General features: G+C 67.1%; 10 protein-coding genes and 1 pseudogene. 5 read left to right on the top strand and 6 right to left on the bottom strand.

Going from position 1 to position 14,061, the window contains the following annotated elements:
* Positions 1-56: 56 nt before the first annotated feature.
* On the bottom strand, positions 57-1,445 hold the full coding sequence (locus L810_RS35395; RefSeq protein WP_021162982.1) for an MFS transporter: 1,389 nt from the start codon (positions 1,443-1,445) through the stop codon (positions 57-59).
* Positions 1,446-1,809: 364 nt separating this feature from the next.
* Between L810_RS35395 and treA the strand changes: the two genes are divergently transcribed.
* Positions 1,810-3,573: an alpha,alpha-trehalase TreA gene (gene treA, locus L810_RS35390; RefSeq protein WP_021162981.1), complete on the top strand. Its 1,764-nt coding sequence runs from the start codon at positions 1,810-1,812 to the stop codon at positions 3,571-3,573.
* 76 nt (positions 3,574-3,649) lie between these two features.
* On the opposite strand, the gene L810_RS35385 is transcribed toward treA, so the two are convergent.
* Both L810_RS35385 and L810_RS35380 read right to left on the bottom strand, forming a co-directional pair.
* Positions 3,650-5,137 carry a carbohydrate porin gene (locus L810_RS35385; RefSeq protein WP_042977515.1) on the bottom strand — a complete coding sequence of 496 codons (1,488 nt, stop codon included), beginning with the start codon at positions 5,135-5,137 and terminating at the stop codon, positions 3,650-3,652.
* A gap of 108 nt (positions 5,138-5,245) precedes the next feature.
* On the bottom strand, positions 5,246-5,515 hold the full coding sequence (locus tag L810_RS35380; protein WP_021162979.1) for a hypothetical protein: 270 nt from the start codon (positions 5,513-5,515) through the stop codon (positions 5,246-5,248).
* A gap of 1,069 nt (positions 5,516-6,584) precedes the next feature.
* Here L810_RS35380 and L810_RS48570 point away from each other — a divergent pair.
* Complete coding sequence (locus L810_RS48570; protein WP_021162978.1) at positions 6,585-6,722, top strand: hypothetical protein; 138 nt, start codon at positions 6,585-6,587, stop codon at positions 6,720-6,722.
* A gap of 116 nt (positions 6,723-6,838) precedes the next feature.
* Positions 6,839-8,485 carry an Nramp family divalent metal transporter gene (locus L810_RS35375; RefSeq protein WP_021162977.1) on the top strand — a complete coding sequence of 549 codons (1,647 nt, stop codon included), beginning with the start codon at positions 6,839-6,841 and terminating at the stop codon, positions 8,483-8,485.
* Between the two features lie 127 nt (positions 8,486-8,612).
* Here the strand turns inward: L810_RS35375 and L810_RS35370 are convergent, their stop codons facing one another.
* The gene (locus L810_RS35370; protein ID WP_042977528.1) at positions 8,613-9,518 is read right to left on the bottom strand and encodes a helix-turn-helix transcriptional regulator; all 906 of its coding nucleotides are present in this window, start codon (positions 9,516-9,518) and stop codon (positions 8,613-8,615) included.
* A 282-nt stretch (positions 9,519-9,800) separates the two neighbouring features.
* Between L810_RS35370 and L810_RS35365 the strand changes: the two genes are divergently transcribed.
* The gene (locus tag L810_RS35365; protein WP_042977513.1) at positions 9,801-10,634 is read left to right on the top strand and encodes a helix-turn-helix transcriptional regulator; all 834 of its coding nucleotides are present in this window, start codon (positions 9,801-9,803) and stop codon (positions 10,632-10,634) included.
* A 275-nt stretch (positions 10,635-10,909) separates the two neighbouring features.
* Positions 10,910-12,877: an asparagine synthase (glutamine-hydrolyzing) gene (gene asnB, locus L810_RS35360; protein ID WP_042977509.1), complete on the top strand. Its 1,968-nt coding sequence runs from the start codon at positions 10,910-10,912 to the stop codon at positions 12,875-12,877.
* 19 nt (positions 12,878-12,896) lie between these two features.
* On the opposite strand, the pseudogene L810_RS46250 reads toward asnB, so the two are convergent.
* Both L810_RS46250 and L810_RS35350 read right to left on the bottom strand, forming a co-directional pair.
* Positions 12,897-13,088: pseudogene (locus L810_RS46250) on the bottom strand (lytic transglycosylase); the annotation flags it as partial.
* 507 nt (positions 13,089-13,595) lie between these two features.
* Positions 13,596-13,994 carry a winged helix-turn-helix domain-containing protein gene (locus L810_RS35350; protein WP_021162972.1) on the bottom strand — a complete coding sequence of 133 codons (399 nt, stop codon included), beginning with the start codon at positions 13,992-13,994 and terminating at the stop codon, positions 13,596-13,598.
* Between the last annotated feature and the right edge of the window lie 67 nt (positions 13,995-14,061).

Below are 14,061 nucleotides of genomic sequence, written 5' to 3'. Positions count from 1 at the left end.
GGTTTTCCCTGCTGCCCGTTCTGCCCTGTCGCTATTCCCGCTCGTCCGACTGATTGCTACTGGCGCTTGCCGCGCGCGACTTCGTCGCCGGCGCCGGGCGGCAGCCGCCGCGTGATCGGAATCGATGCGAACGAGCACAGCCCGACCACCAGGAACGCGGGCCAGAAATCCGACCACACCATCTTCTGATGACCCTGCAGCCAGTGCGAAACGTGCAGCACGAGGCCGGCCACCGTCACGCCGAGACCGAGCGACATCTGCTGCACGACGCTGCCGAGGCTGGTCGCGCGGCCCGCGTCGCGCGGCGAGATGTCCGCATAGATCATCGAGTTCAGGCTCGTGAACTGCAGCGCGGGGAAGATGCCGCCGACGAGCACGATCAGCCAGATCGCCCAGGTCGCCATGCCGGGGTGGAACACGCCGTACGCGGCGATCGCGAGCCCCGCGAATGCCGCGTTGTAGATCAGCACCGTGCGAAAACCGAAGCGGCGCAGCGTATGCGTGGCGGTCGAGCGGCTGACCGCGCCGCCGAGCGCGGACGCGCACGTGATGAGGCCCGAGTGGAACGCGCTCATGCCGAGCCCTTCCTGCAGCGCGAGCGGCAGCAGGAACGGCACCGCGCCGAGGCCGATGCGGAACAGCGACCCGCCGACGACGCTCGCGTGATACGTCGGGATCTTGAGGAAGCTGAGGTCGAGCACCGGGCGTTCCTTGCGGCGCGCGTACGGCACGTAGAGCGCGAGCAGGACGGTGCCGGTCACGCACATGACGAGGGCGTTCGAGCGTGACGTGAGCGCACCGTCGATCAGCGTGAGGCCCATCAGCAGCAGTGCGGCGCCGCTGGCCGACAGCAGGAATCCGAACCAGTCGAGCGGGCCCGGATCGGGCTCGTGCGTGTTTGCGATGTGCTTGCTCGCGAGGTAGATCCCGTAGATGCCGATCGGCACGTTGATGAAGAAGATCATCCGCCAGTGCAGGTAGGTCGTGATGAAGCCGCCGACGAGCGGCCCGACCGTGGGCCCGAACAGCGCGGGAATCGCGAGGTAGTTCATCGCGCGCACGAGATCCGAGCGCGGCACGGCGCGGAAAATGATGATGCGACCGACGGGCACCATCATCGCGCCGCCGACGCCCTGGATGAAGCGTGCGAACGTGAGCACGCCGAGGGAATTGGATGCCGCGCACATCAGCGAGCCGACGACGAAGATGCCGATCGCGGTGCGGAACACGGAGCGCGCGCTGAAGCGGTCGGCCAGCCAGCCGCAGATCGGAATGAACACGCCGAGCCCGACCACGTAGGCCGTGATCGCAATGTTCAACGTGACGGGGCTGTGCCCGAAGTCCCTCGCCATCGCGGGCAGGGCGGTGACGATGATGTTCGCGTCGACGCTTTCCATGAACAACGCACAGGCAACGATGAGCGGTGCTAGAAAGACGGGCGACATGGGCTGGGCGCGCGGTAAAGACGCCATTATGCCCACAATGTGACCGTTGAGTCACGTACGACAACAGATGTTCCGCATAGTGCAACAGTCGTTCTTTTCGCGGGCGGCGCGGAAAGAACGACCGCGCAAACGCCGCGCATGCATCGCGTTTGTGCACCGCACGCGTCGGGATCGCGTCCACGCGACGCAGGTCGCCTGCGCGAGCCGCGCGAATCGAAACTTGCTTGATGTGCACGTTTCGTGCGACAGTCAGGCCCACTCGCAACACAAAACGACGCGCATCGATCGAGGGCCATCGAGACGAGCGCGCGCGCGAACGAGACCTCGTGCCGACCCACTCACCATCGAAAGGAGGGGACACGTCATGACGTCACGTCGTGCCGCATCGATTGCATCCCGCGTCTCAACGCGCATCCCAACGCGCTTCTCAACCCGCTTTCCGCTCCGTCGCTCACCGCCGCTCGGGCGCGCCGCGCCGCGTCTTCGCTGGGCCGCCGCACTGGCCGTCGCGTATCTCGCCGTTGCCGGCTGCGCCGCGCAGGCCGACAACGCGAACCGGGCCGCCGCGCAGTCGATCGATCAGTCGGCGGCGCCCGCGACGGCCGCGGTTGCCGGCCCCGCGTCGGGCACGCTGCTGCCGCCGCCGAGCCAGCTCTACGGCGACCTGTTCGTCGCCGTGCAGACCGCGCAGATCTATCCCGACCAGAAGACCTTCGTCGACGCGACGCCCGACAGCGATCCCGCGACGATCGTACAGTTGTATCAGCAACAGAAATCGCAGCCGGGCTTCTCGCTGAAGGCGTTCGTCGGCCAGCATTTCACGCCGCCCCCGGAAGGCGGCGTCACGCCGCCGACGAACCAGACGCTGCGCCAGCACATCGACTGGCTGTGGCCGCAGCTCACGCGCACGAGCACGACAGTGCCGCCCTACAGTTCGCTGATTCCGCTGCCGAAACCGTATGTCGTGCCGGGCGGCCGCTTCCGCGAAGGCTACTACTGGGATACCTATTTCACGATGCTCGGGCTGCAGGTGTCGGGCCGCGAGGATCTCGTCGACGACATGCTCGACAACTTCGCCCATCTGATCGACACGATCGGGCACATCCCGAACGGCAACCGTACGTACTATGCGAGCCGCTCGCAGCCGCCGTTCTTCGCCTATATGGTCACGCTTGCCGCACAGGCCGAAGGCGACAAGGTCTACCAGAAATATCTGCCGGAACTGCGCAAGGAGCACGCGTACTGGATGCAGGGCGAAACCACGACGCCACGCGGGCAGGCCACGCGCAATGTGGTCGCGATGCCCGACGGCGCGGTGCTGAACCGCTACTGGGATGCGAGCGATACGCCGCGCGACGAGTCGTATCTCGAGGACGTGACGACCGCGAAGTCGGTGCCGGGGCGTCCGGCGAACGAGGTGTACCGCGACCTGCGCGCGGGTGCCGAAAGCGGCTGGGACTACAGCTCGCGCTGGTTCGGCGACGGCAAGACGCTCGCGACGATCCGCACGACGTCGATCGTGCCGGTCGACCTGAACAGCCTGATGTTCCATCTCGAGACGACGATCGTGAAGGGCTGCGCGCTCACGCGCGACGTGGCCTGCGTGACCGATTTTTCCGGGCGCGCGGCGCGGCGTGCGGCCGCGATCAACCGCTATCTGTGGAACCGTCGCGGTTACTACGGCGACTACGACTGGCAGTTGCGCAAGCCGCGCGACGCCGTGACGGCCGCCGCGCTGTATCCGTTGTTCGCGGGCGTTGCGTGGCCCGAGCGCGCGAAGGCGACCGCGCGCGAGGTGCGCAAGACGCTGCTGCAGCCGGGCGGCCTCGCGACGACCACCGAGAACACGGGGCAGCAGTGGGACGCGCCGAACGGCTGGGCGCCGTTGCAGTGGATCGCGATCGACGGGCTGCGGCGCTATGGCGAACCGGCGCTCGCGAAGGACATCGGCACGCGTTTCCTGTCCGACGTGAAGCACGTGTATGCGACCGAAGGCAAGCTCGTCGAGAAGTACGTGGTCGAAGGCGCCGGCACGGGCGGTGGAGGCGGCGGCGAATATCCGCTGCAGGACGGCTTCGGCTGGACCAACGGCGTCACGCTGAAACTGCTCGGGCTGTACGGCGAGTGACGCGCGGCACTCGCCGCGCGCTTGCACCGCGAGAGCACGCACGGGCCGTCCGGCCCGTGTCTGCATCCGGCGTGCGTCAGAACACGATCGTCGTGCGCACGCCGACCACCGTTTCGTCCCCGATGCGCGCACCGGCCGCGTTCGGGTTCGGGATGCCGCCGCCCGGACGGAAGAAGTGCTGCAGGTCGGCCTGCAACTGCCACCACGGCGTGACCTGGTACTGGTAGGTCGCCTCGACGACCGTTTCCGCGCGGCGTACCGGATAGCCGGGTGTCGTGTATGCGCCGGTGTCGCCGTCGAGGCCGCGCGCATGCGAGCCGATCTTCGTGTAGCCGACCGCGAGACCCGCGACGTCGTTGTCGCGTCCCTTGAACGGCGCCTTCAGCGTCACGCCTGCATTGGCGGCGAAATCGACGGTATTGCGATCGCCCGGTGCGCCCATCACGCGCGCGAACACGCCCACCGAGCGCGGGCTGTCCGGCGACGGCCGCCACACCATCTGGTCCGCGACCGCATAGAAACTGTAGTTGCCGCGATGCGTGGCCGGCATGCCGTTGCTCGCCGGATTCGCGAGCGACAGGCCGTCGGTGCCGTAGCGCGGATCGTTCGCATGCTGCGACTGATACCAGAAGCCGAGCTTGTACGTACCCGGCAGGCCGGCCGGCTGCGGCGCCTTCGGATCGGCGGGCGGCGCGTTCAGCGCGTATTGCACTTCGCCGATCACGAACGCGCCGCTGCGCAGGTTGAAGTTGGTGCCGTGCGCGTTCAGCACCTGCGCATCGCCGTCGGTGCGGCCGGCCGGATTGCCGTCGAACACGCCGACCATCGCGGTCCACGCATCGGCGGGCTTCACGCGCAGCCGCACGCCGAGCGACGACATCGGATACGCGGGGCCGCCGGCCGGCAGATCGGTCGACGGCAGCACGGGCCAGCCGAACGTGGCGTTCATGAAGGCCGACGCGTTCTGGCTCACCATGAATTCCTGGTCGACGCTCTGCTGGCCGACCTTCACGTCGACCTTGCCGTCGAGCAGCGACTGCTGGTACCAGAGCTCCCACAGGCGCGTGGTCGAATTCGCCTCGATACCGGTCGCGGTCTGCAGCGTCTGCAGATAACGTTGCGTGAGGTTGGTGCCGTGAATCTGCAGCGCCGACACGTTGAACGTGCCGCCCGGCAGGCCGATCGCCTTGCCGGTGTCGACGTCGAAGCCGAATTGCGTGAGCCCCTGGTAGGCGCCGCCGCGACCCGTGCCGCCCGACGTGTTGTACAGGTACTCGCTGGTCTCCTGCAGGTTCAGCGTGATGCCGTGATCGCCGAGCACGTCGCGCAGGCCGCCCATGTTGCCGAGCAGGTTCGAGCGTTCCCAAAGGCCGACGGGAGCGGGCGCGGCAGCATCGGCGGCCTGTTGTGCGGGAGCGGCGACGTCACTGGCGCCGGCCGCCGGTTCGGCCGCGGCCGGCGGCGACGATTGCGCGAACGCGGGCGCGGCGGCGAGCGACAGCAGCAGCGCGGCGAGCGCATTGAGGCGGAACGAGCGCGGGACGGGTTCGAGGTAGTTCTTCATGTGGGTTCCGTCGGTGGTTTGATTAGTTACGCTGAAGAAACGAAAACGTGGTGCGGCGAGCTTGACGCGGCGGTACATGGCACATGCCACCGCCGCGCGGGGCGGGGCTTACGGCAGCCAGCCGCCGATACGCCACACCTGCGCGAAGCCGAGGCGCGGCGCGGCCGAGCACAGCAGCGCGACGAGCGCGACCGCGGCCGCCATCACGGCGAACAGCAGGCAGTCGAGCGGGCGGGGCGCTGCCGGCACGTGGGCGAGCGCCGAGCTGCGCCAGTGGCCGAGTGCATGGGCGAGCGGCGAGAGGCCGGAAACGAACGAGCGGTCGCATGCGACATGCACGATGCGCTTGAGCCTGACCGCGAGCGATTGAAGAAACATGACACTGCCTCCGTCCGGTCCGGCGAAGGCCGGACGACGTGATCGAGCGCGGGCGCGTGACGCGGCCTGCGATCGGAGGGTGGAACGTAACGGAGCGTGCAACAGACGAACCGGCGATGGCCGGCCCGGAAGGAAGCGCGCTAACCCGACGAATGCGAGCTAGCGGCGTAAGACATGCGTCTGGCTGCTATCTCGCGATGGCTTGGCCGGCCTGGACCGGCGTCGAACTGCAACTAGAGCATGTGTCCACGGAGGGACTCCTGTGATGAATTGCGGCGGATTGTATTCGCGTCGTTTGCTGCAGCGCAAGTAAAAAACGCATGAAACGCGCCGTGCGTGGCGGATGCGTCGCCGCGGAGCGCGAGGGTGCGAGGCCGGCACGACGAGGCGACGGCCGGGTGCCGCGCCGTTGTTCGCACACATCGGATCGTGACCGTGACATGACGCGCTGAAAGGTTTCGGCACGCCATTTCAAGGGCAATTCTTTCAGTGCCGCGAAGGCGGAAATTTATTTCGGGAAATGGGGTTTGGCGGGGTTGACTTCACTTTCGGGCCGTCCATAGAATCCGGCATCTTCACTCTTGGGGCCGCCGCCTTGGACGCCTGCAGTAGTCGATCTTCGAACGAAATTTCCGCCTGAGCGACCGACGTCCGCGCCTCATCGAAGCCGCCGTTTGTCCCCCGGGCAAACGGTGCGCGCAGCAGTATTCCGCAGCAAATTCCTACGTGCACCCTGATTCGCGCCGGTTAGCGTGATGCGTTTTCGCATGCGCCGCCCGGTTTCACCGCCGCCTGGCAGGCGGCCGCGTTCGCGCACGCCTTTCCCTGGCGCGCGAATGCCGGCCCGCACGCCTGACGGCGGTCAACCGTGTTCTCCGGAACACCGCACAGGAGCCGCCATGAACGACAGTGACAGTTGTCCCTTATGCCCGTTGCACACACAGACCCTTTTGAACCCGGGTCGCAGGGACAATCCGGCCGACTAGCCTGACACGTCGTTCAGGCGCTGGACTGGCCCCGCGCCCACCACGCGGCCGGCACGCTCGCCGTCGCCGCACGGAGCCAGACCATGAACTTCGGCCTTCTGCTGTCGAATCTCCCGCACGTCACGGAATCGCGCAACGACTTCGACGCGATGCTGATGCTCGACGCCCGTCCGCGGGTGTTCTCCCGCCTGTTGAACCGGCTGAAATCGCTGATCCGCTGAAAGAAGCGCCGAGCGCGCCTCGGCATGCGCACGCGCGGCCGCCATCGGGCGGTCGCCCCGCGCGTATCCCAAGGTCGCACGCTCGCCAGATAACCATTAGCCGTACGGAATACATCATGTCCACGCCATCCAACGTTTCTCCACCGATCGCCGTCGAACGCGCCGCCGTGCTCGACGAGGCCCACCTTGGCGACATCCGCGGCGCGCTCGGTACGATCGCGCATCACGACACCGGCACGCGCGGCTCGTGGTGGGCGCGCCTGCGCACGCTGCTCGCGATCATCGGCCCGGGCCTCATCGTGATGGTGGGCGACAACGACGCCGGCGCATTCGGCACCTACACGCAGGCCGGCCAGAACTACGGCACGACGCTGCTGTGGACGCTGCTGCTGCTCGTGCCCGTGCTGTACGTGAACCAGGAAATGGTGCTGCGCCTCGGCGCGGTGACGGGCGTCGGGCATGCACGGCTGATCTTCGAGCGCTTCGGCAAGTTCTGGGGCGCGTTCAGCGTGATCGACCTGTTCCTGCTCAATGCGCTCACCATCGTCACCGAGTTCATCGGCATCACGTTCGTGCTGGATTTCTTCGGGCTGCCGAAGGTCGCCGGCGTGTGCGTGGCCGCGGCGCTGACCATGGCCGCGGTGAGTACCGGGGATTTCAGGCGCTTCGAGCGGTTCGCGATCGGGCTGTGCGTGCTGAGCCTGCTGCTGGTGCCGGTGCTCGTGTCGATCCATCCGCCCGTTGCGCAGATGACGCGCGATTTCTTCGTGCCGAACTGGCCCGCGCACGCGAAGCTGTCGGACGTGATGCTGCTCGTGATCGGCATCGTCGGCACGACCGTCGCGCCGTGGCAGTTGTTCTTCCAGCAGAGCTACGTGATCGACAAGCGCATCACGCCGCGCTTCATGAAGTATGAAAAGGCCGACCTGTGGATCGGCATCGTGTTCGTGCTGATCGGTGCGGTCGCCATGATCGGTTTCAGCGCCGCGCTGTTCAACGGGCATCCGGAAGCCGGCAACTTCACCGACGCGGGCGGCATCATCGCGGGCCTCGAGAAGTATGCCGGCCGCACGAGCGCAACGCTGTTCGCGGTGGCGCTGCTCGACGCGTGCATCATCGGCGCGGCGGCCGTGTCGCTGTCGACGGCCTATGCGATCGGCGACGTGTTCAAGATCCGTCACTCGCTGCACCGCGGCGTGTCCGACGCGAAGGGTTTCTATCTCGTGTATTTCGGCATCGTCGCGGCCGCGGCCACGCTCGTGCTGATTCCGGGCAGCCCGCTCGGCCTGCTGACGGAAGCGGTGCAGACGCTCGCGGGCGTGCTGCTGCCGAGCGCGACGGTGTTCCTGCTGGTGCTGTGCAACGACCGCCAGGTGCTCGGCCCGTGGGTCAACTCGACGAAGCTCAACGTGTTCACCGGTGCGGTGATCTGGGTGCTCGTGCTGCTGTCGATCATCCTCACGGCGTCGGTGATGTATCCGGATATCAGCGGCGAAGCGATCATCGACGTGCTGGTCGGCGGCACCGTGCTCGCGATCACGGGTTATATCGCGACGGTATTGATCCGTCGCAACAAGCGCGTGATCGAACCGGCCATCGATCGCACGTTGCGCGACACGTGGCGCATGCCGCCGCTCGATACGCTCGAGCCGCAGAACATGACGCTGGCGACGCGAATCTGGATGGCCGTGCTGCGCGGCTATCTCGTGATCGCGGTCGGTCTCGTGATCGTCAAGGTGGTGCAGATGACGCTGCTGAAGTAACGCAGGCCGTCTTCGAGGAAGCGGCGCCGGGCCCGGCACCGCGCCGCAACCCGCACATGCCGGCCTTCGTGGCCGGCATGTGCGTTTACGCGCTTGCTTGCGGCACGTCGCACGCGTTGCGCGACGGTCAGATCAATTCGAGCTTCGACGTCAGGTACGTGAGCTGGATCCGGTTCGCGACGCCGAAGCGCTTGCGCAGCTTGCGCAGGTGATAGTCGACGTTGTGCGCGCTGGTGTCGAGGCGCCGGCCGATCTCCTTGTCGGATGCGCCTTCGGCAATGCCGAGCAGCAGTTCCTGCTCGAACGGCGTGAGCCCGTTCACCGCGCGCTCGCGCGAGGTCGAGATCAACTGCGGCGACGCGAACTTGTGTACCGACAGCCCGATCGACAGCGCCTGCTCGATCGTCGCCGGCGTGATCCATTCGCGCGTGCGGCGCGGCGCGGTGAAGCTCATGAACGCATGCAGCCGCGTGCCGGGCACGGCCATCGAATACATGATGCCGCTGCACATCCCGTCGTCCTGCATCGTCTGCAGGAAGCCGTCGAGCGCGGCCGGCGACGCGCGCGGGCCGGCGTCGCGCTCGCGGTGTTCGCGGCGCAACTGCTGCAGGTCCCACACGATCGGCATGTTGCATACGCGTGCGCCGAGCGTGCGCGGATCGACGTCGTGATGTTGGTGGCGCACGTAGTCGCCGCGATAGGTGGACGGCGTGAATGCTTCGTGCAGATAGAGACTTTCTACCCGCTCGTGCGCGAATTCGAGCGCGAAGTACGCGAACGTCGAGAAACCCGTCAGGTGCAGCAGGCTTGCGACGATCCGGCTGCGCTCGGCCGTGCTCTGCGCGTGCGCGAGCGTATCGGCCACGCCGAGTTTCGGCGCGTGCGGCTGCGTGACGTCGCCGCGTTTCACGTCGTCGCACCAGACGACCTGCACGGGGCGCTCCCGCAGCACGTCGGGGCACGCGCCCGGCCCGTGCGACGGGTGGGGAAAGGTTGAGGCGACCGCTTCTTCATGCAATGCAATGTCGGACATGTGCCATCCCTCGGAATCGACGCATAACGCCTGGCGGCGGCCGTATCGTGTATGGCCGTCGCGGCGGTGCGATCGAGCATCGGTGTGATATGCGCGGATCGTCATCCATGACGCAGCGCGGGGCATTGTACAAAAACGCTTGTGTACGCGTAATATGCCGTAATACTAATGGCGGCGGAAGATTCCTATTCGCACGCAAATAACCAAGACCAGAAATCCATCGAGACAAGACCAGATCGTGACGGGGCGCAGGTTCATATATTGGGAAAGGGCGGGCTCCTCATGACATACGCTGACGGCGCACCACGCGTCGAGTGGTTTTCGCAGGCCGATATCGCAACGGCCGCGGCTTATTCGAATGAATATCAGGCAATCGGGCACGACGTTTTTACCGGCGCGCAAATCGAATTCGGTAAAACCGACCCGGCTTTGGCCGATTTCGCGTTATGCCATGCGCGCTTGCGGCAAATCGGTTTCAGCACGCTCGGTTATGGCGCTTTCGAAATGATCGGGCGGCGCATCCTTTGCGCGCACCTGCTTCGCGACCTCGCTCCCGCGACGTTCATGCAGCCGTTTTTCGAGGGCATGCTCTACGAGAGCGACCCGCGGTTCGCGCAGGTGCGGCAGAGCGGCTTTCCGGTTGCGTGGCAGCTCGACGAGATCGAGGCGGCCGCGCAGGGCAGCGGCGACCGCAAGATGCTGGCGCTCGCCGGCCATCTGCGTGCGCACGCGATGAACAGCGGCGTGCTGTTCGGCCTGTCGGCGCCGCGCCTCGACCTGCGTGTCGCGGTGAACGTGACGTCGGAGACGCACGGCACCGAATGGATCGACGATCGCGTGATCGGCGGTGCGCTGTCGGTCAGCCTCGCGGTGCATCGTGTCGCGCTGCCGTTCCTCGAGGCACGCATCGCGCGCATGCGCGGCTTCGCGCTCGGCGACGAGCAACTACAGGTGCTCGACCGTCTCGTGCATGGTCTGTCCGACCAGGAGATCGCGAGTGCACTGCGCACGTCGCTGCACAAGGTCGGCCACCATATCCGCTCGCTCGAAAAACTCTTCAACGTGCAGAACCGCGCGCAGCTCGCATACCTGGCGGCCCGCCGGCTGCCGTCCTGACGCCGCGCGTCCGTCGCGTTCGTCCCCGTTTTTTCCGTGACCGATGAACGTCGGGCCGGCCCATGCGCGGCCGGCCCGACGGGCGGCTGCGGCCGCGCGCGCCGACGCGCTCCGCACACGATGCTTGACAGCGTTTTTTTCGAGTGATTGGCGAGTTCACCTATGAATTATTGCTGATTTATTTCTTCGTAATATGGCCCGGTCGTCACGCCGGACGGCGGGCCGCGAGGTTGCGCCGTGCGTGACGGAACTGGTCAACAGGGGCGGACAAATCAATGTGCGGAATCGACGGCTTTTTGAATAGCGTCGCCTGCGATGAGGAGACAGCGCGCGGCACACTCGCGCGCATGACGGCGAGCCTTGCGCATCGCGGGCCGGACGGGCAGGGGATCTGGGTCGACCCGGAAGCCGGCATCGCGCTCGGCCACCGGCGGCTCGCGATCGTCGACCTGTCGGTACACGGCCGACAGCCGATGGCATCCGCGTGCGGTCGCTACGTCATGGTCTTCAACGGCGAAATCTACAACCATCGCGAACTGCGCGCGGAGCTCGAGCGCGCGGGGCGCGCACCGGCGTGGCGCGGCCACTCCGACAGCGAGGTGCTGATCGCGGCGATCGTCGCGTGGGGTGTCGACGCGACGCTGCGGCGCGCGACCGGCATGTTTGCGTTCGCGCTGTGGAATCGTGCATCGCGGGTGCTGACGCTCGCGCGTGACCGGATCGGCGAAAAACCGCTCTACTACGGCCGGATCGGCGACGCGCTCGTGTTCGCGTCCGAACTGAAGGCGCTGCGCGGTTATCCGGGCTTCGACGGCGCGATCGATCGCGATGCGCTGTGCCTGTACCTGCGCCAGTCGAGCGTGCCCGCGCCGCATACGATCTATCGCGGCATCCACAAGCTGCCGCCCGGCACGTATATCCAGTTCGAGCATGCGCGCGACACGCCGCGCCTGCGTGCGTACTGGACGCTCGAACAGGTGATCGAGGACGGTCGCGCGCAGCCGTTCGAGGGCAGTGCCGACGACGCGGTGGGCCAGCTCGACGCGGTCCTGCGCCAGGCCGTCGCGCGGCAGATGGAAGCCGACGTGCCGCTCGGCGCGTTCCTGTCCGGCGGCATCGATTCGTCGACGATCGTCGCGCTGATGCAGGCGCAATCGTCGACACCGGTCGATACGTTCACGATCGGCTTCCATGAGGCCGGCTACGACGAGGCCGGTTATGCGAAGGCCGTCGCGCGCCATCTCGGCACGCGCCATACCGAGCTCTACGTCACGGCCGACCACGCGCTCGGCGTCGTGCCGAAGCTGCCGTCGATCTACGACGAGCCGTTTTCCGATGCGTCGCAGATCCCGACCTTTCTCGTGTCGGAGCTGACGCGCCGGCACGTGAAGGTGAGCCTGTCCGGCGACGGCGGCGACGAGCTGTTCGGCGGCTACACGCGCTATTTCCTGACGCCGCGCCTGTGGCGCAAGCTGCATCGCGTGCCGGGCGCCGTGCGCGCGCGGATCGCCGCCGCGCTGCATGCGTTGCGGCCCGATCACGCGGATCAGCTTGCGGCCGTCGCGCAGGGGGCGTGGGGCGGCGTGGAGGCACGCGAATCGGCGGCGCGCATCGGCGATCGCCTGCACAAGCTCGGCCACGTGATGACCGCCGAGAGCCGCATCGGGCTGTACCGGCTGCTGATGTCGTCGGTGCATCATCCCGAGCGCCTCGCGCTGTCGGGGCAGGAGCCGGCGACGCCGCTCGATACCGTATCCGCGTGGCCCGCGCACCTGAGCTTCGCCGAGCAGGCGATGGCGATCGACACGCTCACGTACCTGCCGACCGACATCCTCGCGAAAGTCGATCGCGCGGCGATGGCGGTGAGCCTCGAAACGCGCATGCCGTTCCTCGATCATCACGTCGTCGAATTCGCGTGGCGCGTGCCGGCGCACGTGCGCTTGCCGGAAGGGCAATCGAAGGCGCTGCTGCGCCGGCTGCTCGACCGCTACGTGCCGTCCGCGCTGATCGACCGGCCGAAGCAGGGCTTCTGCGCGCCCGTCGATCACTGGCTGCGCGGCGCGCTGCGCGACTGGGCCGAGGCGCTGCTGCGGCCGTCGCGGTTGCGCGAGGAAGGCTATTTCGATGCGGATGCGGTCGAACGTCTGTGGCGGCAGCACGTGACCGGCCGGATGAACTGGCAGCACCAGCTGTGGACGGTGCTGATGTTCCAGGCGTGGCTGGAGGCACAACGCGCCGCATGAGGCGGCGCGTTGCGCGTCGCTACTGATCGAGGCAGCGCATGCAGCGCCGCTTCGCGTCGTTCGAGTGGAGGCCGCGACACATCGTCATCACGGGCCGGGCATGGCACGAAGGCGGATCGGCGGAGGCCGCCGGCGAAGCTTGCCGGCGCACGCGATCGGGCGGCGTGGTTGCAGCGGCATCCATCCGGCGCTGGCGTGCGGGCGGCGTGTCGCGACCGGCGCTGCCGTCATCCGGATCGCCCGGCGTCATCGACGCGGCGTGAAGCGTGGTGTCGTTCGCCGCGTGCGCAACGGGCGGCGCGGTGCACACGAGTGCGACCAGCGCGGCCAACGCGCAAAGGCAGGCGACGGCGATTCGCGAATCGCGCATCTTCATGATCGTTCCGTTCGTTCCGGGCCGGCGGCGCGGAGGGCGCGCGGCTACCGGGTCGATTGTAGGGACGGCGAGGGTCGTGTGTCACGCCGGATTCCGTAGTCGCGGGCATCGGCGGGGGCACGAGTGGACGCGACGACGCGTGACGAAACGCGGTGTCGTGCGGCCGCCTGCGCCCAAAAGCGACCGCCGCCCGGAGGCGGCGGTCGGGTCGCGACTGGCTGGCGGGCCGGGCGGCGTGCGGGCCGCGCCCGACGGGCGTGCCGCGAAGCGCTGCGGATCGGCGCAGCGCGGTGGGGGGAGCTTGGCAGGCGAGCCGCATGCATGCGGCTCGCGGGTAAATCGTCAGGCGTAGTCGGCGGCCATCACGGCTTGCGGTGTCGCGCGCAGGATCGGCGCGGCTTCGTGGCGCTCGACGTGCGTCATCGCCGCACCGAACAGCACCAGGCGATAGCCGACCGCATAGATCGGAATGATCCGCAGGTTCTTGTCGTGATCGAGTTGCAGCTTCGAGCGGATACGCGAGATATGGGTGTCGAGCGTGCGCGACGACACGCCGAGTTCACGGCCCCACACGGCTTCCTGGATTGCCTGCCGCGGCACGATCTTGTTCATGTTGTCGAGCAGGAATTCGACGACGTCGAATTCACGCGGCGTGACGTCGACGATCTTGTTGTCGATTTCGATCGTGCGGCGCACGAAGTTGATTTTTATGTTGTCGATGTACAGGTATTTGCAATCCATGGTGGCCCTCGCATGTCCATAAAGGAGTGTTTGCGGGTCCTGTGCTGCAACTTCCGGGCCAGGGAAG

This window comes from Burkholderia sp. AU4i (assembly GCF_000466765.1).
In the GTDB taxonomy this organism is placed as follows: domain Bacteria; phylum Pseudomonadota; class Gammaproteobacteria; order Burkholderiales; family Burkholderiaceae; genus Burkholderia; species Burkholderia cepacia.
The sequence above is the reverse complement of the archived record's forward strand: the minus strand, read 5'-3'. Positions and strand labels throughout refer to the sequence as shown.